This window comes from Quadrisphaera setariae (assembly GCF_008041935.1).
Taxonomy (GTDB): Bacteria; Actinomycetota; Actinomycetes; order Actinomycetales; family Quadrisphaeraceae; genus Quadrisphaera; species Quadrisphaera setariae.
The window spans coordinates 489842-512386 of record NZ_VKAC01000001.1 but is presented as its reverse complement, the minus strand read 5'-3'; the positions used below and the strand labels follow the sequence as shown (position 1 = coordinate 512386).

17 protein-coding genes are annotated in these 22545 nt (G+C 76.1%); 3 read left to right on the top strand and 14 right to left on the bottom strand.

Annotated elements, in window-relative coordinates:
• Nucleotides 1-5: 5 nt before the first annotated feature.
• From FMM08_RS02265 to FMM08_RS02230, 9 genes are all read right to left on the bottom strand, one after another.
• The gene (locus tag FMM08_RS02265; protein ID WP_147924666.1) at nucleotides 6-881 is read right to left on the bottom strand and encodes an ABC transporter permease; all 876 of its coding nucleotides are present in this window, start codon (nucleotides 879-881) and stop codon (nucleotides 6-8) included.
• A complete protein-coding gene (locus FMM08_RS02260; protein ID WP_222710302.1) occupies nucleotides 878-2953 on the bottom strand; it encodes a glycosyltransferase in 2076 nt (691 codons plus the stop codon). Before FMM08_RS02260 ends, FMM08_RS02265 begins: the two co-directional genes overlap by 4 nt.
• Nucleotides 2950-4143, bottom strand: coding sequence for a UDP-galactopyranose mutase (gene glf, locus FMM08_RS02255; protein ID WP_147924665.1), 1194 nt, complete (start codon nucleotides 4141-4143; stop codon nucleotides 2950-2952). The genes FMM08_RS02260 and glf overlap by 4 nt, the downstream gene beginning before the upstream one ends.
• An 86-nt stretch (nucleotides 4144-4229) precedes the next feature.
• A complete protein-coding gene (locus FMM08_RS22795) occupies nucleotides 4230-5138 on the bottom strand; it encodes a glycosyltransferase (protein WP_187279478.1) in 909 nt (302 codons plus the stop codon).
• Nucleotides 5135-6112, bottom strand: a complete 978-nt coding sequence (locus FMM08_RS22790) for a glycosyltransferase (RefSeq protein ID WP_187279477.1) — start codon at nucleotides 6110-6112, stop codon at nucleotides 5135-5137. Before FMM08_RS22790 ends, FMM08_RS22795 begins: the two co-directional genes overlap by 4 nt.
• Before the next feature lie 102 nt (nucleotides 6113-6214).
• A complete protein-coding gene (locus tag FMM08_RS02245) occupies nucleotides 6215-6832 on the bottom strand; it encodes an ArsR family transcriptional regulator (RefSeq protein ID WP_147924664.1) in 618 nt (205 codons plus the stop codon).
• Between the two features lie 14 nt (nucleotides 6833-6846).
• Entirely contained in the window at nucleotides 6847-7215 is a 369-nt protein-coding gene (locus FMM08_RS02240) for a hypothetical protein (RefSeq protein ID WP_147924663.1), read from the bottom strand.
• Complete coding sequence (locus FMM08_RS02235) at nucleotides 7212-8384, bottom strand: serine hydrolase domain-containing protein (protein WP_147924662.1); 1173 nt, start codon at nucleotides 8382-8384, stop codon at nucleotides 7212-7214. The genes FMM08_RS02240 and FMM08_RS02235 overlap by 4 nt, the downstream gene beginning before the upstream one ends.
• Nucleotides 8385-8552: 168 nt before the next feature.
• Complete coding sequence (locus FMM08_RS02230) at nucleotides 8553-9611, bottom strand: cell wall-binding repeat-containing protein (RefSeq protein ID WP_187279476.1); 1059 nt, start codon at nucleotides 9609-9611, stop codon at nucleotides 8553-8555.
• Between the two features lie 155 nt (nucleotides 9612-9766).
• On the opposite strand from FMM08_RS02230, the gene FMM08_RS02225 reads away from it, so the two are divergent.
• Both FMM08_RS02225 and FMM08_RS02220 read left to right on the top strand, forming a co-directional pair.
• Nucleotides 9767-11245, top strand: coding sequence for a DUF1800 domain-containing protein (locus FMM08_RS02225; RefSeq protein ID WP_187279475.1), 1479 nt, complete (start codon nucleotides 9767-9769; stop codon nucleotides 11243-11245).
• Nucleotides 11245-12606 (top strand): DUF1501 domain-containing protein, encoded by a 1362-nt coding sequence (locus FMM08_RS02220; RefSeq protein ID WP_255471952.1) that lies wholly within the window; start codon nucleotides 11245-11247, stop codon nucleotides 12604-12606. Before FMM08_RS02225 ends, FMM08_RS02220 begins: the two co-directional genes overlap by 1 nt.
• Nucleotides 12607-12701: 95 nt before the next feature.
• Here the strand turns inward: FMM08_RS02220 and FMM08_RS02215 are convergent, their stop codons facing one another.
• From FMM08_RS02215 to FMM08_RS02200, 4 genes are all read right to left on the bottom strand, one after another.
• The gene (locus tag FMM08_RS02215) at nucleotides 12702-14897 is read right to left on the bottom strand and encodes a DUF6541 family protein (protein ID WP_147924659.1); all 2196 of its coding nucleotides are present in this window, start codon (nucleotides 14895-14897) and stop codon (nucleotides 12702-12704) included.
• Between the two features lie 66 nt (nucleotides 14898-14963).
• On the bottom strand, nucleotides 14964-16121 hold the full coding sequence (locus tag FMM08_RS02210) for a hypothetical protein (RefSeq protein ID WP_147924658.1): 1158 nt from the start codon (nucleotides 16119-16121) through the stop codon (nucleotides 14964-14966).
• Nucleotides 16122-16166: 45 nt separating this feature from the next.
• Entirely contained in the window at nucleotides 16167-18242 is a 2076-nt protein-coding gene (locus FMM08_RS02205) for a DUF6541 family protein (RefSeq protein WP_147924657.1), read from the bottom strand.
• Nucleotides 18243-18265: 23 nt separating this feature from the next.
• Nucleotides 18266-19513 carry a glycoside hydrolase family 3 N-terminal domain-containing protein gene (locus FMM08_RS02200; protein ID WP_147924656.1) on the bottom strand — a complete coding sequence of 416 codons (1248 nt, stop codon included), beginning with the start codon at nucleotides 19511-19513 and terminating at the stop codon, nucleotides 18266-18268.
• 135 nt (nucleotides 19514-19648) lie between these two features.
• Here FMM08_RS02200 and FMM08_RS23265 point away from each other — a divergent pair, with 135 nt between their 5' ends.
• Nucleotides 19649-20956 (top strand): PRC-barrel domain-containing protein, encoded by a 1308-nt coding sequence (locus FMM08_RS23265; RefSeq protein ID WP_222710301.1) that lies wholly within the window; start codon nucleotides 19649-19651, stop codon nucleotides 20954-20956.
• A gap of 235 nt (nucleotides 20957-21191) precedes the next feature.
• On the opposite strand, the gene FMM08_RS02190 is transcribed toward FMM08_RS23265, so the two are convergent.
• The gene (locus FMM08_RS02190; protein ID WP_147924655.1) at nucleotides 21192-22487 is read right to left on the bottom strand and encodes a lipopolysaccharide biosynthesis protein; all 1296 of its coding nucleotides are present in this window, start codon (nucleotides 22485-22487) and stop codon (nucleotides 21192-21194) included.
• Nucleotides 22488-22545 lie beyond the last annotated feature (58 nt).

Below are 22545 nucleotides of genomic sequence, written 5' to 3'. Positions count from 1 at the left end.
GTGTCTCACAGGTCGATGGCGAAGCGGCCCTCGACCCGCCGGAAGACCAGCTGGCCGGCCACGAGGACGACGGCGGCGACGACGACGGCCACCAGCGAGTTGACCAGGAGGTCCGGGGGCAGCGCCGACGTGGGGGTGTTCTCCGTGCCCGGCCACCAGAACGCGTAGTGGTACAGCTCCACCGCCACGGTGATGGGGTTGAGCTGGTACAGCGTCGCCACCCACTCGGGGACGGCCCTCGAGACCTGGCTGAACTGGTAGAGCACCGGCGAGAGCCAGACGACGACCATGTTGAACAGGTCGACGAAGTTCTCCATGTCGCGGAAGACCACGTTGAGCGAGCCGAAGAGCAGGCCCAGCCCGGTGGCGAGCGCAGCGATGATCAGCGTGGCGAGGACGGCACCGACGAGGGGGCCCACCTCCGGGCGCCACCCGGAGATGACAGCGCCCACGAGCAGCACCACCAGCTGCGGCACGAAGTGCACGCCGGCCACCCAGACGCTGGCCACGGGGAACAGCTCGCGCGGCAGGAAGATCTTCTTCACCAGCGGGGCGTTCCACACCACCGCCCGGGTGGCGTTGCCGAAGGCCTCCGTGAAGAAGTTCACCACCACCAGGCCCGAGAACAGGTAGACCGGGTAGTCCTCGATGGACCCGCGCAGGTTCAGGAAGATCCCCAGCGCGAGGAAGTACACGACGTACTGCACGCCCGGCTTGACGTAGCTCCACGCCAGCCCGAGCACCGACCCGCGGTAGCGGACCCGCAGCTCCTTGCGGACGAGCAGCTTCAGCAGGTACCGCCGCCGGACGACGTCGAGCAGCCCGGCGCCCCTCCCCGGTTCGGTCCAGGGCTGGTCGACGAGCGGGGCCGGCGCGCTCACCGCTTCGCGGGGTCGGTGACCGGTGTCGCCTGACCCGCGACCGGCGTGCCGTGGAAGGTCCTCTCCCAGCTCTCCGGGGAGACCAGGTCGGGCATCGCGGCGCGGTACTGGGCGGCCAGCTCGGGCCACTCGCGGGCGAGCCGCTCGTGCAGGGCCGTGCTGCGGCGCACGAGGTCGAGGAACCGACCCCGGTCGCGGCGGTACCAGGCCATGCCGGTGCCGTCGGCGGCGGAGACGAGCGCCGAGTCGTACTGGCTGAGCATCCACCAGCGCGCGTCCTGGTGGGCGACGGCGGCCTGGGGGTTGCTCTGGGCCAGGGCGTCGACGGAGCGGCCCTGCTTGACGATGCCGAGCGCCGCGGTCTTGAGCACCGCGAGCCGTCCCTTCGGGACCTCGGCCTCGCGGCCCTTGCGCGGCGGCTTCTTGCGCTTGCGCGCGGGGAAGTCGGCGGCGTCGGCCTTGTAGACGGCGTCGGAGTAGCCGGAGCGCAGCGCCCGGATCTGCGGCAGCTTGGTGGGCAGCTCGCCGTGCATGGCCGCCGGCCCGGCGAAGACGTCCTCCAGGGCCATGAGCCGCAGCTCGACGGCGGAGTACTGCATCGACAGCAGGTGCTTGAGCTGGGTGGTGAGCAGCTCGCGCACCACGTTGCCGCCGCGCGGGTACGGGGAGTGCAGCAGCGCGGCGACCACGCGGTTGCGCGCGTGGTAGTACGCCTGCCAGTCGATGCCGTCGTCCTTGTCGGTCCACGGGATGTGCCACACGGCCATGCCCGGGAAGGAGGCGGTGGGGATGCCGGCGTCCTGCGCGCGCAGGCCGTACTCGGCGTCGTCCCACTTGATGAAGATCGGCAGGGACAGGCCCAGCTGGCGGATGACGGAGGTGGGGATGAGGCACATCCACCAGCCGTTGTAGTCGACGTCGAAGCGGCGGTGCAGCCACGGCGTGGACCGGAGGTTCTGCATGCCGAGGTCGTGGTTGGGCTCGGAGGCGCCCGAGGGGCCCCACCAGAACTTCCACCGCTGCACGCCCTCGGCCCACGCGTTGAGCAGCGTGCGCTGGTACATCGAGAACATGTGGCCGCCCACGATCGTGGGCGTCTTGGCGAGGTCGGCGAAGGCGGCGCCGCGGGCGATGCCCTCGGGCTCCACCATGACGTCGTCGTCGAGCAGGAGCACGTAGTCGTGGCCGCGCTGCAGCCCCTCGTACATGCCGCGGGAGAAGCCGCCGGAGCCGCCGAGGTTGGCCTGGCGGATGACGGTGAGCCTGTCGCCCAGGAGGCGCTGCGCGTCGGGGAAGGCCTCGACGTCGTCGGAGACCAGCTGGGTGCCCTGGTCGGTGCAGACGACCTCGGCCACGATCCCGTCGAGCCCGCCGCCGGGCTGCACGGCCTCGCCGAGGGTGCGCAGCAGGCGCGAGCAGTAGTCGGGACGGTTGAGCGTGGTGATGGTGACCACCACGCTGCCCTTCTTCGCGGCCTGCTCGGGGGTCAGCGGCGCCGTGGGCGACGTGGTCCACGCCGCCTCCTCGAGCACGAGGTCGTCGGAGCCGGCGTGCAGGTCGAACCAGTACCAGCCGCCGTCGGTGAACGGCTTCAGCGGCAGGTCGAACGTGGTCGTCGTCGGCCCGCCGGCGGCCTCCACCACGACGGACGACACGCGCTGCACGTTGCCCTTGGCGTTGGAGCGGTACACCACCACGGTGCCCGAGCCGGTGGTGCTGACCGACAGGCGCACCGCCGAGACCACGCTGAAGCGCCGCCAGTAGCTGGCGGGGAAGGCGTTGAAGTACGTGGCGAAGGAGGCCCGCTCCCCCACCGGCACGCTGAAGCGCGTGCGGCCCAGCACCTGGTCGGTGGTGGGTGCGGTGCCCGGAGCGGCCACGGTGGCCTGCACGGCGTTCGGGTTCGGGGCGGCGTCACCCTTCGGCGCGGCCATGAGCTGGCCGTCCACGTAGAGCGGCAGCACGTCCTGGTCGCCGTCGAGCGGCAGCACCACGCGCTGCAGGACGCGCTCGGCGGCGCCCCGCGCGGCAGCGGCGCCCGTCGTCATCGCGGAGGTGGTGGCGGCGCTCACGCGTCCACCCCACCGGAGACCAGCGGCTCGCCCTTGCTGAAGTGCGGGACGAGCTTGTTGTCGAAGGTGCTGAGCGCGGCACCGATGGCCATGTGCATGTCCAGGTACTTGTAGGTGCCCAGACGGCCGCCGAAGATCGTGCCCGTCTCGCCCTTGGCGAGGTCGCGGTAGGCCAGCAGGCGGGCGCGGTCCTCCGCGGTGTTCACCGGGTAGTACGGCTCGTCGCCCTTCTCGGCGAAGCGCGAGAACTCCCGCATGATGACGGTCTTGTCCTGGGAGTGCTGGGCCTCGCGCTCCGGGTGGAAGTGCCGGAACTCGTGGATGCGCGTGTAGGGGACCTCGTCGCCGGCGTAGTTCATGACCGGGCAGCCCTGGAAGTCGCGCGTGGGCAGGACCTCCTGCTCGAAGTCGAGCGTGCGCCAGCTGAGCGCCCCCTCGACGTTGTCGAAGTACTCGTCCACCGGGCCGGTGTAGATGACCGGCACCTGGCCCACGACGTCGCGCTTGTTGAGCGGCTGCGACAGGTCGAGGAAGTCGGTGTCGAGCTGCACCGTGATCTTCGGGTGGTCCGCCAGGTTCTCCAGCCACGCCGTGTAGCCCTTGGTGGGCAGGCCCTCGTGCGTGTCGTTGAAGTAGCGGTTGTCGTACGTGTAGCGCACGGGGAGGCGGGAGATCACCTCGGCGGGCAAGTCGCGCGGGTCGGTCTGCCACTGCTTGGCGGTGTAGTCCTTGATGAACGCCTCGTACAGCGGGCGCCCGATGAGGGAGATCGCCTTCTCCTCGAGGTTGGACGCCTCGGAGGTCTCGATCTCACCGGCCAGCTCGGCCACGAGCGCGCGGGCGGCGTCGGGGCCGTGCGCGGCGCGGAAGAACTGGTTGATGGTGCCGAGGTTGATCGGCAGCGGGTACACCTCGCCCTTGTAGGTCGAGTAGACCTTGTGCACGTAGCTGGTGAAGCTCGTGAACCGGTTGACGTGCTGCCACACCCGCTCGTTGCTCGTGTGGAACAGGTGCGCGCCGTAGCGGTGCACCTCCACGCCGGTCTCCGGCTCGAACTCGCTGTAGGCGTTGCCGCCGATGTGCGAGCGCCGGTCGACGACCAGCACCTCCAGGCCGAGCTCCTCGGCGCACCGCTGGGCCACGGTCAGGCCGTAGAAGCCGGAGCCCACGACCACCAGATCTGCGTTCACGACACTCCCACCTCGGTAGACCGGCTCACCCTAACGGCGCATCCTGCGGCGCTCGCCCGTTTGGCCAGGCTCGTCCCGGTGACCGCTCAGGACGACGACGGCGGGCGCCGCGTGAACACCGCGCGGTACGCCAGGCGGCGCAGCCCCTGCGGCACGGCCCGGTACCCGCCGCGCACCAGGACGTTGCGCGCGAACTGCGCGGGCGTGGTGAAGCCCTCCGCCACGAGGTGGCGCTGCAGCTGCAGCTCGCTGCGCAGCAGCCGCAGCCCGCCGCGGCGTGCGTAGGCCCCCGCCCCGACGCGGTAGCGCACCAGCGGCACCTGCACGTTCGCGGCCCTGGAGCCGGTGGCGATCATCCGGGTGAACAGCCAGTAGTCCTCCAGCAGCGGCAGGTCCCGGTACCCGCCGGCGCGCGCCACCGCGGAGCGCCGGTACACCACCGTGGGGTGGTTGAACGGGCTGTGGAAGCGCGCGCGGACGGCGATGGCGTCGTGCCCGGCGGGGGGCGTGCGCACCGCGAGCGTGGTCTCCCCCGCTCCGGACGCCGCGTGCTCGTCGTCGTCCTGGTCCGACGGGCCGCCGGAGAACTCCTCCAGCGCCGAGCCGACCACGTCGCAGGTGTCGACCTCCCCGTCGAGCAGCGGCAGCTGCACGGCGAAGCGGTGGGGCAGGGAGACGTCGTCGGCGTCCATGCGGGCCACCAGCTCGTGGGAGCAGCGGGCCAGGCCGGCCTCCAGCGCCGCGGCGAGGCCGCGGTTGACGGGCAGGTCGACGCGCACCACTGGGACCGCCGAGCTGGCCTCCAGCTGGTCGAGCACGACGGCCAGCGCGTCCGGCACGGGGCCGTCGCGCACGAGCACGACCTCGGCCGGCGGCCGGGTCTGCTCCCGCGTGGCCGACGCGAACGCGCGGCGCAGGAACGCAGGGCTGTCGCGGCGGTAGACCGGCAGGAGCAGGGAGAAGGGCTCACCCGCTCCTGCGAGCGGTGGGCTCATCGCCAGGTCCCGGCCTCCAGGCCGGCGGCCTGCTCGCTCACCGGACCGAGCCCGGCGAGCACCTGCGCGGTGGTCCGCGGCGGCCGCAGCGCCTCGCGGACGCCGGCGCGGGCCGCCGCCCACAGCACCTCGGGAGCCTGGGAGCGCCGGAAGGTCCGCACCCAGCGGCGCGCGCTGGAGCCGCCGTAGAGGAGCTTCTCCCACCACGCGAGGCTGCCGGAGCGGGTGAACATCCAGAGCTTGTTGCGCACCTCCCACCGGAAGCGCTCGCCGGGGTCGGCGTCGGTGGCGCCGAACGTCTTCGTGCGGTGCTCCACCACGGACGTCGGCACGTACAGCCCCACGCCGTGGCGCAGCAGTCGGGTGGAGTACTCGAAGTCGTCGTTCCAGAGGAAGTAGTCGGCCACGGGCAGGCCGTGGCGACGCACCGCGGAGGCGTCGACGAGCATCGACACGAACGACGACGAGCGCACCGGCACCGCACCGGCCCGCGCCGCGAGGCGCTGGTCCGCGGTGCGGGCGAGCGGGCGGCGGCGCGGGGTGTTCATGGGGTGGTCGCGCCCGTCGGTCCACACCACGCGGCTGGCGGTGACGGCGGGGCGTGCGCCGCCGAGCCACTGGTAGCGCTCGTCCACGGCGAGCAGCTCACCCAGCGCCGTGGGTGTGGGGATGGTGTCGTCGTCCATGAGCCAGACCCGGTCGGCGGCGTGCCCGGCCACGGCGCGTGCGAGGCCGGCGGCGAAGCCGCCCGCGCCGCCGGTGTTGCGGACCAGGCGGATCACGTCGACGGGGAGGTCGAGCTCGTGCGCGAGGGTGACGGCGGCGTCGGCGGACCCGTCGTGGGAGGCGTTGTCGACGACGACGACGAGGTCGACGGGGCGCTTCTGCTCCGCCAGCGCCCTCAGGCAGGCCAGGAGCAGCTCGCGCCTGTCGTGCGCGACCACGACGGCGACGACGCGGAGCTGTGCGGACACGGGTCCCACCGTAGACGGCGGCCCGCGCGCTGGCGCGGAGCACTCGATCTCCCGTCCGCCCGGCGCACCCAGGACGGCGGTCAGCGGCCGGTCAGCGGCCGGTCAGCGGCCGGCGAGCGCCAGCGCCACCAGCAGCGGCACCACGCGCTCCGCGGGGACGGCGTAGCGACCGCGCGCGGCGGTGCGCAGCCAGCCGGCGGCCACCAGCTGCCGCACGTGGTGGTACACCTGCCCGCTCGTCCCGAGCGCCTCGTCGGCGGTGAGCTCGGCGGCGCTGGCCGTGCCGGTGGGGCTGCGCAGCACGCGCACCAGCAGGAGCAGGCGGACCGGGCTGCCGAGGGCGGCCAGCGCGGACGCCGGGGCCTCGAGGGCGTCGAGGGAGCCGTCGTCGAGGAGGTCGTCGACCACGCGGGTCTCCTGCCACTCGGCCGTGCCGCCGGGAAGGGTGGCGGTGCCGGTGAACAGCACCGCTCCCCCGTCCAGGCCGTGCCCGGCGACCTGGCGGCGCACCTCCTCCAGGGCCCAGAACGAGGCCCCGCCCCCGGCGCGCGCCGGGGGCACGGACCCAGCCGCGGGCGACGGGGACGACGGGAGCTCGGCCGCGGACCCGGCCCGCTCGGCCCCGGCAGCGGCCTCGAGGGCGGCGACGCGGCGCTCGAGGGCGCGCCAGCGGTCGTCCTCGTCGTCGTCCTGCTCGTGGCGGGGACCGGGGTGGCGCACGGCGCCACCCTCCCTCACGGCACGAGCACCGCGACGGCGACCACCAGCAGCGCGGCCTCGGCCGCGAGGTCGGTGACGGTGCGGCGCGGTCCCGGGCCGCCGGCGGCGCGCCAGGGCAGGTGGTGCACGGACGCGGCGCCCACCAGCAGGGCCCAGGCCCAGGCGGCGACGAGCAGCCCCCACACGAGCGTCACGACGTCCTCACCGGGGGCGAGCGCCCGAGCGGCGACGAGGCCCGTGGTGGCGGCCACGGCGCGGCGCAGCAGGCCGGCGCGGTCGGCGCCCGGGGCTCCGGAGGTCGCGCGGTGCGCGGCGCGCACGAGCCCCGCGGCGTACAGGGCGGCGAGGGCGAGCACACCCCAGCCGAGCAGCGCCCCGGTCACCGGTCCCGCCCTGGCGCGCCGTCAGTGCCGCTGCCGTCGGTGAGCAGGGCCCGCCCGAGCGCCTCCACGCCGTCGGCCCCGGTGGCCAGGACGACGACGGCGCGCCCGCCCGCCCTGTCGAGCCCGACGTAGGTGCGGGTCCCGCCGGTGCCGCCGTTGTGCCAGGTGATCGCTGGACGACCCGTGGCGGGGTCGGCCGGGTCGACCACCCAGCCGAGCCCGTCCTGCTGGCCTGCGGGCGCGTCGCCGCCGGCGGGGGCGACGGGGTCGAGCGCGGTCTGGCCGGGCGCGCGCCCCTCGAGCGCGGCGGCGGCGAGGGCGCCCAGGTCGGCGGCGGTGGAGAAGGTGCCGACGCCCGCGGGGGCGTAGCCCTCGGCGGTCCAGAAGGCGTGCTCGCGCCCGTTGGCGGACACCGGCTGGGCGGCACCGGCGGGCACCTCCTGCGCCGTGGTGGCGACGGTGGTCGAGGTCATGCCCAGCGGACCGGTGAGGCGGTCGGCGAGGAGGTCGGCGTAGCTGGTGCCCGCGCGGGCGGCGAGCGCGTCGCCGAGGGCCGCGACGCCGAGGTTGGAGTAGGCGGGCTCGGCGCCGCCGGGAGCACCGGCGCGGCCCGCGGCGTCGAGCACCTCGGCCGCGCTGCCGTCGTAGGGGTCGCCCGCGGTCAGGGAGGCGGTCGTGGCGCGCAGCACGGCTGCCGGGGCGGGGTCGAGCCGGGGCAGGCCGGAGCGGTGGGTGGCCAGCTCGGCCAGGGTCGCGCGCCCGTCGGCGAGGGCGGTGCCGGGGACCAGCTCGCCCACGGGCTGGTCGAGGCGGACCTCGCCGCGCCCGGCGGCGTCGGCCAGCAGCATCCCTGTGAGCACCTTGGCCACCGACCCGGTCTCGAACGGCGTGCCACCGGTGACCGGGGCGCCGCCGCGCGCGGCGGTGCCGAGCCCGGCCGTGGTGACGCGGCCGTCCTCGACCCAGGCGACCGCCAGGCCGCGGTGGCCCGCGGTGGTGCCGAGGGCGGCGGTGACGCGCTCGGCCAGGGCGGGGTCGCCCGTGCGGGCGTCACCCAGGTCCAGCGGGCGCGGGCCCACCAGCGCGGCAGCGACGGCGCCGACCACCAGGGCGACGAGCGCGGCCAGGACGGACGGGGCTGGGGTGCGGAGTCTCGGTGAGCTGCGCATGCGACGACGCTATGTCGGACTACGTAGATACGCAATGTCGTAGTGACGATGGATCGCTCCGGCGCGTGACGTCAGACGTGCAGAAGTCGCGGGGAGCCGTCCCCGAGGTCCCTCCGGCGGGGTTCTGCACGTCGGGCGTCACGCCCCCGGGGCCGGCGCGGCTCGGTGTCAGCGGGCCAGGGCGCCGACGGCGGCGTCGAGCACCGCGTCGGGCAGGGCGCCGGAGCGGCCCACGCCCACCAGCGAGCGGACGCCCGTGCCCGGCAGCACCGAGCGCGTCGCGTCCGCGAGCGCGTCGGGCCCGGTGACGAACAGCGGGCGGCGCGCCAGCCCGGCCAGGGGGCCGCAGGCCAGGGCGTCGGGGAAGCGGGCGCCGTTGGCCAGGTAGCCGGACGCGGCGGTGTCGAAGCCGGTCCCGAAGCCGCCGACGTCGCCGTCCTTCGCGCCGCTGCCCAGCTGCGGGGCGCAGGCGAGCGCCAGGAGCACCGCGGAGGTGTCGTACCTGTCGGCGCCGCGCACGGGCAGCACCGCCAGGCCCATGGCGTGGAGGGCGTCGAGGACCGCCGTCCCGATGGCCGCCGGGCCGCCGAGGGTGACCACCTGGCGCACCTTCATGGTCGTCAGCGCGGTGCGCGTGGCGTCCGGCAGCGCGTCGCGGCCGGTCAGCAGCAGCGGCACGCGGGCCGCGCACGCGAGCGGTCCGGCGGAGAGGGCGTCGGCGGGGTTGGTGCCGCTGGCGATGATGGCCGTGCGCTCGGCGGCGGTCCCGGACGAGCGACCCACCAGCGCGTACGTGCGGGCCGAGGGGGCGCCGATGGCGGCGGCCGCGGCCGCGGTGCCGTACCTGTCGTCGCCGGCCACCCGCACCACCGCGGCGCCGAGCGCCTCCACGGCCCGCACCACGTCAGCGGTGATGACGGCGGTGCCGCCCATGACGTGCACGGTCGGCCTGCCCCCGGAGTCGCGGGGCAGGGAGGGCAGCAGGTCGCGCAGCGCGGCAGCGGTCGGGGCCGGCAGGCCACCGCGGGCGGTGAGCAGGAGGGGCGCCGACAGGTGTCCGGCCAGGAAGGACGCCGAGAGCGCGTCGATGCCGCCGGGGGCGTCCTCGCCGCTGGCGAGCAGCACCCCGCCGGGGGCGGCCCCGCCCTCGCGCAGCGCGGCGACCACCTGGGCGGCCACGAGCGCGGCGGTCGCGTAGCGGTCCTCGCCGCCGGTCCTGTTCGCCACGGCCGTCCTCCTCGCGAATGGGCGACGCGCCGAGCGGATCGTCCGGATGTGCACAGATCGTCACACGTCATCACCTAGCGTCGGGGCCAGACACGCGAAGACCACCTCGCGACCAGCTGCCCGGCCAGCCCGAGCCCGGAGTGCGGAGGACCCCCGTGGCGCTCAGCCCCCAGCTCGACGCCCTCCACGACCGCGTGCGCCTGTACGCGCCCGGCGGCCTCCCCGTGCCGCTGGACGCCGCCGGCGTGCGCCACCTCGTGCGGCGCCTCACCTGGGGCGAGTCCCCCGGCCTGCTCGAGGAGGTGCGGCGGGACCCGCAGGCGTGGTTCGACGCCCAGCTCGACCCGTCCCGCGTCGACGACTCCGCCTGCGACGGGTACACCGCCCGGTTCACCAAGGTGCGGCGCTCGATCGCCGAGGTGCGGGCGCAGGACAAGAACGGCAGCTGGGACACCATGTCCGAGCTCGGCTGGCTCACCACCGCGCGGTACGCGTGGAGCCGGCGCCAGCTCTTCGAGGTGGTCTGCGACTTCTGGTCCAACCACCTCAACGTCACGAACCCCAGCTCCGACGTGTGGGACTCCCGGCACGACTACGACGCCGCCGTCATCCGGCGCCACGCCCTGGGCTCGTTCGAGGAGATGCTCGTCGCCTCGGCCAAGCACCCCGCGATGCTGCGCTACCTCGACAACACCTCCTCCACCAAGAAGGCGCCGAACGAGAACTACGCGCGCGAGGTCATGGAGCTGCACACCGTCGGGGTCGGCGCCGGGTACGGCGAGGCCGGCGTGCGCGCCGCAGCCCGCGTCCTCACGGGCCTGACCGTCGGCAAGGACGGCACCTACGCCTACGACCCCAGCCGCCACGACACCTCGGCCGCGTCCGTGCTGGGCTGGTCGACCCCCGCGCACAGCGCCGCCGACGGCGAGGCGGTGGCCACCTCCCTGCTGCGCCACCTCGCGCGGCACAGCGCCACGGCGACGGCGGTCGCGCGCAAGCTGGCCGTCCGCTTCGTCAGCGACGACCCCCCGGCGTCCCTGGTCAGCCGGCTCGCGGGCGTCTACACCGCAGCGGGCACGCAGGTGGTTCCGGTGCTCAAGGCGCTGTTCACCTCCGACGAGTTCTGGGCCTCGGCCGGCCAGAAGACCCGGCGGCCGCTGGAGGGGTTCATCGCCACCGTGCGCATGACCGGCTCCACCCCCGGCGACGCCGGGCGCGGCGGCATCGACGACCTGTACTGGCAGACCCGCGAGCTCGGCCAGGCGCCGCTGGCGTGGGCCCCGCCCAACGGCTACCCGGACGTCGCGGCCGCGTGGCGCTCGGCCGGCGGCACCCTGAGCCGCTGGAACGAGAGCACCAAGGTGGTCAACGGGTGGTGGCCCAACAAGCTGGCCCGCCTGCCCGACAAGAGCCTCCTGCCCTCCCCGCTGCCGACGACGTTCGGCGCGCTGGTCGACGCCCTCGTGCTGCGCCTGCTCGGCCGCCCGGCCACCGCCACCGAGCGCGCCGCGCTGCTGGCCTTCACCGAGCACGGCGCGGGCGACGCGCTGAAGAGCACCGACCAGTGGGTCGGCTGGCGGCTGAACAGCGTGGTGACCACCATCCTCAACTCGCCCGGACACATGGAGCGCTGATGGCCCGACCCGTTCCGCTCCCCCGCACGCAGCCCGCTGCGCCCTCGCCGTCCTCCTCGACGTCGGCGACCTCGGCGACGACGACCGCCGGGTGCGGCTGCCCTGACGGGCGCGGCGGCGCCGGGAGCTTCTCGCGCCGCTCGCTGCTCAAGGCCCTCGGCGTGGGCGCGATGACGCTCGTGGCCACCGAGCAGGTGCACACGCAGGTGGCGTTCGCCGCGCCCGGCTACACCGGCGACGTGCTCGTGGTGCTCAGCCTGCGCGGCGGCATGGACGGGCTGAGCGCCGTGGTCCCCGGTGGAGACCCCGACTACTACCGCCTGCGGCCGACGATCGCGGTGCCGCAGTCGTCGCTGCTGGGGCTGGACGGCACGTTCGGGCTGCACCCGGCGATGGCACCGCTGATGCCGCTGTGGAAGGCGGGACGGCTCGGAGCGGTGCACGGCGTGGGGCTGCCCGGTGCGAGCCGCAGCCACTTCGCCGCCATGGAGGACATGGAGAAGGCCGCGCCGGGGACGTCCCTGCGCACGGGCTGGCTGGACCGGACCCTCGGGACGCGCTCGGTCAACGGCGGGGCCGCGGGGACCTTCCAGGCCGTGTCGATGACGGGCTCGCAGACCCCGCAGATGCTCGCCGGGCCCGCTCCGGAGCTGACGCTCAAGCGGCTGGAGGGCTTCGCGCTGGCCGGCCCCGGCGACAGCGCCGTGGAGAAGGCCCGCTGGACCAAGGCGTACGCGGCGCTGCACGCCGAGGGACCGCCGACCGTCGCCGAGACCGGGCGGGCGGCGCTGGCCGCCGCGGCCACCATCTCCAGCACCCTCGGCTCCACGCCCGCGGGCAGCGGCTACCCGGACACCGACCTGGGGAAGTCCCTGCGCGACCTCGCCCGGATGGTGAAGGCCGGCGTGGGCGTGCAGGCGGCAGCCGTCGACCACGGCGACTGGGACATGCACTCCGGCCTCGGCGCCGCGGGCGGCGGCTGGATGAAGGACAAGCTCACCGAGCTGGCGACGGCGCTGGCGGCGTTCGACGCCGACCTCGGCGCGCTCATGTCCGGCGTGACGGTGCTGACCATCAGCGAGTTCGGGCGCCGGGCCGACGAGAACGGCTCCGGCGGCCTCGACCACGGGCACGGCAACCTCATGCTCGCCCTGGGCGGCGGCGTGGCCGGCGGGAAGGTGCACGGCAAGTACCCCGGGCTCGGCGCGTCCGCGCTGGACAACGGGGCGGTGGCCAGCGTGACCGACTACCGCGACGTCATCGGCGAGGTGCTGCAGAAGCGCTGCGGCGCCGGGTCGCTGTCGGAGGTGTTCCCGGGCTTCTCCTCGGCCGGGGCGCTGGGCCTGGTCCGCTCCCGCTGACGCCCCTCTCCTCCTTGTCGCACTTTCCGCGGCAAGTGCGACAAGGAGGGGGTCCTTAGCGCACTTTCCGCGGCAAGTGCGAGGAGAGGGCGGGGTCAGGACGACGACGAAGGGAACGCTCCGGGTGTGATGGCCCCGCAGGCGTCGATCCGGTACAGCGTGGCGACCGGGCCCTTGGAGGGATCGGGGCCGTCCTGCGAGTCGACGGCCGCGAAGCCGGGGGCGGTCGCGAGGTCGAGCAGGCCGGGGTACCTCTTGTCCCGGTCCGCGGGGTCCCCGCCCCAGAGGTAGTAGGTGCCGAAGTCGAGCACGTACCCCAGGTGCAGCCGCTGCACGGCGGGGCAGACGGCGGGGTCGGTCATCGCGTCGCGCAGGTGCGCCGCCACCACCTGGCGGTCGGCGTCGAACGTCGAGGTCATGTGCGGGAAGGGGGTCAGCCGGTCGGCGACGGCGTAGACGAGCCCCGACCCGTTCCACGGGTTGCCCGCCACCATGACGCCCGCCGGCACCTCCGAGGCCACCCGGTCCAGCAGGGCCCGCTCCGGTGCGTCGAGCACGTCGGAGTACTCGGTGTCGCTGGTGGCCACGGAGTTGGCGTGCAGCGAGCCGTAGGTCACGGCGTAGCCCGGCCCGCGCGCTCCCGCGAGCACCACGAGCACGGCCACGGCGGCGCTCGTCGTGGCCAGCGCCGTCCACCGCTCAGCAGGTACCAGGCGCACCGCGGGTGCCGCGCGCCGCCGCCCCGACAGGGCCCGCCGTCCTGGGGTGCGCACCGGGGGGCGCGTTCCGGCGGCGAGGAGCCGCAGCCGCCGCACGAGCCGCCGCACGGCAGCCGGGGCGAGCGACACCGCCGCGCTGGCCAGCACGATCCCCGTGATGACCGTCAGCGGCGCGATCCGGTAGGCGTCGTTGAACCAGTACCCGGTGAGCCGCCGGGTCAGCGGTGTCTGCACCGCCCACGCGCACACGTACAGCACCGAGGCCACCAGGTGCGCCCCCGCGACCCACCGCAGCTGCCGGCGACGGACGGCGAGCGCCAGCCCGAGCAGCACGAGGGCGGCGGCGAGCCACAGCGGCGGTCGGGTGACCTCCCAGCGCACGGGCTCGGGGATGCTGAGGTGGCTGTAGAGCACGGCCTGCTCGACGGCCTGTCGCAGGGACGACTCGGGGTCCCACACCGTGGCGCGGGCGCTCACCACGGACGCCGACGTGTCCACCACGCGCCAGCCGAGCGCCACGACCAGCACCGACAGCACCGGCAGCGCCAGCGCGGGGACGCGGTGCCCGGCGCGCCACCACGCCGTCGTGGTCCTGCCCAGCACCACCAGCCCGAGCGGCAGCGCCAGCGCCACCAGGGCGAACCCGCCGCTGGGCTGGGCGAGCGCCAGCCCCGGCAGCGTCCCCGCGGCGACCGCGAGCGCCCCGAGGCGCGCACGCAGGGTGCGGGACCTGTCGGCGGCCAGCACGAGGAGCGCCAGCGGGGCGGGCAGCAGGCTCGTGGTGAGGAAGGTCGGGTAGAGGACCCCCCACTCCAGCGGGGCGACGGGCATCGCGGTGAACGCCGCGGTGAGCGCGCCGGCGGCGGCCAGGGCCACGGGGCGGCGGCCCAGCACGGCGCGGACCAGGCCCACCGCGCCCAGCGGCCACACCACCAGGGCCACGGCGAGGGCGGTGGCGTTGGTGGAGACGTCGACGGCGCCGCCGGTGGTCATCGCCGCCAGCGAGACGACGTCGTGCCAGGCGGCCGGGTAGAACGCGGTGGCCGCGCCGGGGTGGTCGAGGCGGCCCAGGTGCAGGGAGGATCCGTCGCCGGTGTCGAGCACCCAGCGGACCGCGTTGAGGTGGAACACCGCGTCGTAGCTCTGCGAGACGGCGGTCGGGTCCCACAGCGCGGAGGTGAGGCGCCGTCCGGCGAGCAGCCCACCGCCGAGGAGGCCACCCGCGGCGCCGAGCGCGACGGCGGCGTCGCGGTGGCCGAGCCCCCGCAGCCGCGAGCCGTCGCCGGCCCGGCTGCCGCGCCCGCTGCCGAAGCCGCCCGTCAGCAGCCCCACCGGGAGGGCGATGACGACGGTGAGCGCGGTGGCCAGCGCGAGCGGCAGCAGGCCCCAGCGGACCCCGGAGACGGCGGCGCCGACGGCGGCCAGCGCCACCACGCCGGTGGACAGCGCCGGGGCGACCCCGCTCCACACGAGCCCGCGCAGGCCGGCAGCGCGCCCCACCAGCAAGCCCGGCACCACGAGGACGGCGGCGGCGACTGCTGCGGGCGCGACCGCACCCGACCAGCCGACCACCCGCCGACGGTAACCAGGAGCGCCCCTCCGGCGCGGGCGAACGCGCAGGCCCGTCCCGCGAGGGTCTCAGCCGCAGGCGAGCGCCACCTGGCGGGCCAGCCACTGCGGGGTGCCGGCCGCCGGCGTGGTGGCGTCGAACCCCTGGCCGAGGGAGTCGGTGGCGCCGCTGCCGTCCACCGCCTGCAGGTCGAGCCGGCTCAGCGCGCCGTCTCCCACCACGGAGCAGCGGGGGTGGACCTCGATGTCGATGACGGCGGTCTCGCCCGGGCGCAGGTCGCGCGGGAGCGGCGGGTCGGAGGTGGCGCCCAGGCCGTTGGTGCTCTCGAGCTGCAGGCGCACGGGCTCGGCGCCGGCGGGCGCGGTGACGCTGACGCGCAGCGCGCCGTCGTCCTGCCACAGCCAGCCGGTCTGGAGCTCCGGCGGGCCGGAGGCACCGCACGCCTGGCCGAGCCTCCTGTCGATGGAGTCGGCGATGGACCCGACCACCGGGAGCTGCACGTCCAGAGCCGACCCGCCACCGACCGGGCGCACCGAGGCGAGCACCACGGTCGGGGTGCTCGCCGTCCCCGAGGGTCCCCCGGACGACGCCGCTGGCTGCGCCGACGCCCCCTCCACCTCGTCGCCGGTGTCGGGGTCGAGGACGACGTCCCCCTCCTCCGCGGCGGCGAGCATGCGAGCGTCACCGCGCACCGCCGCGCAGTCGACCCGCACCGCGACCGGCGCCACGGCCTGCTCCCCCGGGTCGACCTGCACCTCGTCGGGTGGCTCGGTGGTGCCCTGGTGCGGGGTGGACAGGCCCTGCAGCCGCACGTCCAGCGCGGTGTCGCTGTGGTTGACCAGCACCACGCGCACCTGAGCGGAGAGGCTGCCGTCACGATCGTCGCTCGCGGCCACGAAGGCGTACCCCACGGTCAGCGCGCGCTGCAGCGCCGACCGGGCGTCGAGGGCGTCGCGGTGGGAGCTGCCCACGGCCGCGCCGCCGAGCCCCGCCGCGAGCACGAGGACGACGACGGCGGCGGGTCCGCGGGCCCATCCCGGCACCACCTCGGGCCACCGCGACCAGCGCGACGCCGTCGAGCCGGGAGCACCGCGCAGGGACCGCGCGGGCGGCTCGTCGTCGTCGAGGTCGTCGAGGTCGTCGACGTCGTCGAGGTCGTCGACGGGCTCGTCGAGGTCGAGCTGGTCGGCGTCGCCGGCTGCGTCGCCGCGCTGCCCGGGGGCCATGGCCCGGACTGTAGGGCCCGCGGGTGAACAGGGGCCGCCGCTCCTTCAGGCCGGGGCGCAGGGCGTACCGGGCACGAGCACCCGGTACGCCGAAGCGCTGCCCGAACGCGCCACCGGCTCCAGCGACGCGGCCAGGTCGAGGTCGGTGAACCCGGGGGCCAGGCGCATCGAGGCGTACACCGGGCGGCCGCCGGAGTAGACGTAGCAGACGCGCAGGTCGCGCAGCGCCTGCTGGACGCCCGGGTCGGTGTCGACGTCGTCGAGCCTGGACAGCAGCAGCTGCGCGTCGGGCGTGAGCGGTCCCGGGGCGTAGTGGCGGAAGAGCACCGGGAGGTCGTGGAGGGAGTACAGCCAGGCGGAGCCGTCCACGGGGTCGTTGGCGACGGTCGCGCCGGCGGGCAGCGGCTGCTCGCGCACCACCTGGGCCAGCCGGTCCATGACGGCGCGCTGGTCGGCCGCGGTGACGCGGGGCGCGTAGCCGGCGGCCAGGCGGGGCGCGGCGACCTCGAGGGTGCTGAGCGCGGCGGAGCCCGCCAGCAGCACCGCTGCCCCGGCGGCCGCGGCCCGCACCACCGAGCGGCGCGGGCGCGGGACGTGCCGGTCGAGGAGGTCGGCCGCGCGGGCGGCCGCCACGCCCACCACCACCGACCCGACCGCGGCGACCACGGCCATGAGGCGGAACGGCGCGTTGTAGAAGAAGAGGGTCACCGAGCGCAGCAGGTCGGCCGCCGCGCCACCCGCAGGGCCGACCACCTGGGCGAGCACCGGGCCGAGCGGGACCACCGTCGCCACGGCCGCCACCACGGCCAGCGCCCACGCCGCAGCGAGCCACGCCGTGGCGCGCGAGGTGGCCAGCAGCACCACCGCCGCCAGCACCACCGCGGCCAGCAGCCACTGCCCGCCCTGCGGCGGCAGCCCGAAGCCGTAGCCGCCGCTGATGCGCCGCACGCCGCCCAGCACCGAGGTCAGCGCCTGGCCGACACCGGTCCAGGTGGACGGTCGGGTGGTGTAGTCGTAGCCGGCCAGGCTGCCGAGCGCCGGAGACCAGCGCGCCAGCGCCAGCACCAGGGGCGGCAGCAGGAGCGTGCCCACCACCGCGGCCGCCAGGCCGCCGCGGACCCGCAGCGCGCCCGCCCGTGCTGCGTCTGCCGGCTCAGCGGGCGGCGTCGCGAGGGCTGCCACCGTGAGGCGCGACAGCGCCCACCCGAGCACCAGCACCCCCGCCAGCACCACACCGGCCGGCTGCAGGCCAGCGACGCCCACCGCCCCGAGCAGCACCGCCGCGGCCGCCGAGACCGGCCGCCGGGGCACCAGCCACCCCTCCAGGGCCCGCACCGCGAGGGCTGCGACGAGGAGGGCGGTGGCCAGGGCCGCGCCGTAGCTCCACACCCCGCGCCACCACTGGTCCCAGGGCGCGGCGACGGGGAGGACGGCGACGACGGCGCCCACCGCGGCGGCCGCGCCGCGTCGCGACGGCGCGACCGACCCGGCCAGGGCGGCGACGGCGACCGGCAGGACCCCGCCCACCACGAGCGCGGCGAGCACGTCGAGGACCACCGCGGAGCCCGCCCCGGTGCTGCGGACGACGAGGGCGGCGAGGGCGTGGAGGGCATCGGGGTAGTAGGTGGAGACGTCGCGCCACCCGGCCGAGGCCAGGGCGCTGGGGGCGCTGACGGGGTCGCTGTCGCCGGAGCCGGCGATGAGGGTGGTGAGGTTGGCGTGGTAGGCGGCGTCCCAGGTCTGCGCCACGGACCCGAGGCGGTGCCCGGCCCGCCAGGCGACCGCCACCACCAGCAGCGCCGCCACCGCCACGCCGAGCGCCGGCCCCGCGAGGGAGGCCCGGGCACCGTCAGGTCCGGCCGGAGCGGGCGAGCCCCGCCGCCGGGGCCGCCGGGGCAGCAGCCCCAGCGCCAGGGCGGCGAGCAGCGCGAGCACCAGCACGCCGGTCGCCGTCGTCGTCGTCCAGCGCAGCCCGGCGCGCGGCACGGCCACCGCCCCGAGCGCCACCAGCCCCCAGGTGAGGGCCGGCGCCGCGGCCAGCGCCCAGCGCGGCCCCAGGCCCAGCGCCCGCCCGAGCAGCGCCCCGGGCACCCACAGCAGCGCGGCCGCCACCGGCAGCACCGCGAGCAGCGCCGGCGGTCCGGTCAGGGCAGCAGTCCCGCCCGGGACTTCGCCTCGAGCGCCACGAGCGCGGCGGCGTCGACCTCAGCGGCGAACGCCGGCTCCGCCTGCGCCTTCGCCACGAGGGCGTCGAGCATGGTCGGCGCCAGCTCCGGGTCCACGGTCAGCACGAGGGTGCCGCCGGCGTCGATGAACCGGGTCGCCCTGTCGGCGGGTGGCACCGAGGCGACGGCCTTCGCGCGTCCGAGGTCGTCGGAGATGACCACGCCGTCCACGCCCAGCTGCTCGCGCAGGAGCCCGGTCACCACCGCGGACGAGAACGCGGCCGGTGCGCCCGGGTCGATCTGCTCGTACACCGCCGAGGACGTCATGACGAACGGCCGCTGCGGCAGCGCCGCCAGCTGCCCGAACAGGGCGACGTCGGGGTCGGAGGCGGTGGTCTTCGCGTCGCGGACGTCCGAGACCAGGTCGGTGTTGCCGGTCACCCGGCCCAGGCCCGGGAAGTGCTTGACGGTGGCGACCACCCCGGCCTCGCCGAGCCCGGCGACGACGGCGCCGGCGTCCTCGACCACCTCTTCGGCGGTGGCGCCGTACTCGCGCCCGTACTTGCCGATGGGCGCGTTGCCGCGTGCGGTGCCGGCCGGGACGACGTCGGCCACGGGCGCCAGGTCGAGGGTGATGCCGGCGGCGCGCAGCGACACCCCCACCCCGCGGGCCCTCTCCTGCACAGCGGCCGGCGCCTCGCGGCCCTGCTGGCGCGCGGTGGGCAGGTCCTCGAAGCCGGGGCCGGAGAAGGTCTGGACCGCGCCGCCCTCCTGGTCGGCGGCCACCCACGGCACGGGCTGGCCGGCCTGGCGGGCGCGGTCGGCCCACGGCCCGGTGACCGCGCCGACGCCGGCAGCGGACGCCGTCGAGCGCCCGCTGATGAACACGCCGCCGTAGGGGGCCTGGGCGAGCAGGGCGCCTCCGGCGGCGAGGTCGGCGGCGGGCACGCCCACCACGAGCAGCTGCGCGGCCCGCGCCCGCAGGTCCAGCGGTGCCAGGGCCCGCTGCGCGGCGGCGACGTGGGGGTCGACGGGGGACGACGACGGCGACGGGCTGGGGGCCGCCGTCCCGCTCGCGCCGGAGGCCTCGCTCCCACCGGTGCCGGGACCGGCCGGAGACGCCGGGGCGGAGCAGCCGGTGAGCGCCACCAGGCAGGCCAGCAGCGCGACCAGCGGCACCAGCGCGCGGGCGGCGCGGGGCGGGTGGGCGAGCTGCGCTGGTGCCATCACCTCGACGCTACCCGGCGACACGCGAGCGCCACGCCGCCGATGGGCCTGCACCACGTGTGAGGGGCGAGCGGCGGGGTAGCAGGACGGCGGTGCGCAGAGCAGCGCACCATCCGACGATCGCGAGGAGCGGCCATGATCACCGACGCTGAGGTGGAGCGGATCCCCGGAGCCGCCGTGTACGGGGCTGACGGGGAGAAGATCGGCAAGGCCGGTGCCGTGTACCGCGACGACCAGACAGGTCGGCCGGAGTGGGTCACCGTGCAGACGGGCCTGTTCGGCACGTCGGAGAGCTTCGTGCCGCTGGCGCAGGCCGACTTCGACGGGGACGACCTGCGCGTCCCCTACGACAAGGCGAAGGTCAAGGACGCCCCGCGCGTCGACGACGAGGGCCACCTGGACATCTCCGAGGAGGACCGGCTCTTCGAGTACTACGGCGTGGGGAACGCCGGACCCCAGGGGTCCGCAGCGACCGACGCCCGCGACGACCGCTTCGACGACCGCGACCGCAGCGTCGACCGTGACGGTCGCGATGACCGGGCTGGTCACGGCGTGGGCGCTGGCACGGCTGCCGCCGGTGCCGGGGCGGCAGGGGCGGGTCTGGGCGCAGCCGCGGCCCACCGCGACGACCACCGCGACGAGCGGGCCGCCGGCTACGCGGACGACCGACGCGACGACCGGGGCTTCGTCGACAAGATCAAGGACAAGCTCGACGGTGACGACGACCGCCGCGACGGCTACCGCGACGACCGGCGCGACGGCATCAGGGACGACGTCCGCCGCGAGGACCGCCCGGCCGGCTACAGCGACGACCGCCGCGACGGGTTCCGCGACGACCGGCGCGACGACGACCGCGGCCACGGCGCGGGTACCGCTGCCGCCGCTGGTGCCGCTGGTGCGGGCGTCGGTGGCCTGGCCGCCGCTGCCGCCACGCACCGCGACGACCGCCGCGACAGCTACCGCGACGACCGTCCCGGCGACTCCACCGACGACCGGCGCGACGGGTTCCGCGACGAACGCCGTGACGACGAACGCCGTGACGACGACCGCGGCGTCGTCGACAAGATCAAGGACAAGCTCGACGGTGACGACCGCCGCGACGACGTCCGTGACGGCTACCGCACCGACGCGCGCCACGACGGACGCACCGGGACGGACACCGCGGCAGCGCGGGACGACCGCTTCGCCGACGGCGAGGACATCGGCCGTCGCGACGACCGCTCCTCCTCGGGCCTGGGCTCCACCCCGCTGGCCGCGGGCGCGGGCGCTGCGGCTGGCGCAGCCGGTGGCTACGCGGCGGGCCGCTCGTCGTCGTCGACCAGCACGGAGCGCAAGCCCCGCCTGACCCAGTGGGTGCTGGTGAAGAAGGAGGACGTCATCGAGGTGCCGGCCGAGGAGGCCGAGCGCCTCGCGGCGCAGAAGGACGGCGGCACCTCCCGCTGACCTGACCGTGTGACCGGCTGGCGCGGTCTGGGCCGCCGTCCCCCTCTGCGGCGGCCCTGATCGCGTGACGCCCGACGTGCAGAACCCCGCCCTGATGGCTCCGCGGCCGCTCCGGGCGGGGTTCTGCACGTCCGGCGTCACACGCTGCGTCCCGTCGAGCATGCAGAAGTCGGCCGAACGGCGCTGTGAGCCTCGCCGCTCGCACTTCTGCATGCTCGGCGGGCCGCCGGGCGGGTCAGGCGCGGCGCAGCCGCCCCCACACGACGGCCCAGAGGGCCAGCGCCAGCACGCCGTCGCAGACGAGGCTCGCCGCCACGGCCCCGGCCAGCCCGAACGCCGGGATCAGCCACAGGTTGAGCAGCCCGTTGCCCACCGCCACGCCCAGCTGCCAGGCGCTGCGGACGCGCTGCTGGCCAGCGCCGGTGAGCGCGTCGGCGGCGAGGTAGTGCGCCACCTTCAGCAGCGGCAGGAGGGCCAGCCACCGCAGGGCGCCGACGGCCGGCTCGTAGTCCTCCCCCAGCAGCAGCGGCACGAGGTCGGCGCCCGCCAGCAGCGCCACCGACGCCACGGCGCACCAGCCGACCGTCGTCGGCGCGATGCTGCGCGCCAGCCCGACGGCGGCGCGCAGCCCGGCCGTCCCGCCGGCGGCGCCGGCGGCGAAGAAGCGGGGGTAGGCCGCCGCGAGCACCGCCCTCAGCGGGACGAGCGCCATGTCGACCAGCCGGTACGCCACCGTGTACGCGCCGTTGGCGGCCTCGGAGCCGAGCCGGGTGAGCATGAGCTTGTCGAGGTCGTTGTAGAGCGCCTGCGCGCCGAGCCCCACGGAGAAGTGGAACCCGTCGCGCCACTGGGCCAGGAGCCCGCGGACCTCGGCGGCCAGCCCGAGACCGCCGCTGCCCAGCTGGCGCCGCACGACGACGACGGCCGCGACGCCGCCCGCCAGGGAGGTCGCCGCGTACGCGGCTGCCCAGCCGCCGACCGTCAGCCCGGCCGGTGTGAGCGCCAGCGCGACCGCCGCGGCGAACCGCAGCCCGTGGAAGGCCAGCTGGGCCTGCGCCGCGCCCATCGCCCGGTGCCGGGCGACCTGCACGCCCGCGGCCAGCTCGAGCAGCGCGGAGCCCACGAGGTCGGCCACGAGCAGCGCGAGCACGGCGGGCAGCGGCACCGACGGCACGACGAGCAGGCACACCGCCGCCGCGAGCGCCGTCGCGACGAGCCCGCCGCCCGCGGTGACGCTCGCGGCGGCGGCGAACCCACCGGGCAGCCGCTCCGGTGAGCGCACCGCGGAGCGCACCAGGAGGTGGACCGCTCCGAGGGAGGCGAACGGCAGGGCCAGCGCTGCGGCGGCCATGACGGCGCCGACCGCACCGAACCCCTCAGGGCCCAGCTCGCGGGCCACGAGCAGGAAGGTCAGGCCGGCGAAGGCGGCGCGCCCGCCGTGGCCGAGCAGCATGCTGGCGCTGCTGCGCCGCAGCCCGGAGGTGCTGCCGTCGACGACCGCGCCCGGCGACTGGACGTCAGCTGCTGCCACGGGTCTCGACGCTACGGGCGCACGCCGTCCTGCGGGCCTGCTTTCCCCTCGTGATCAT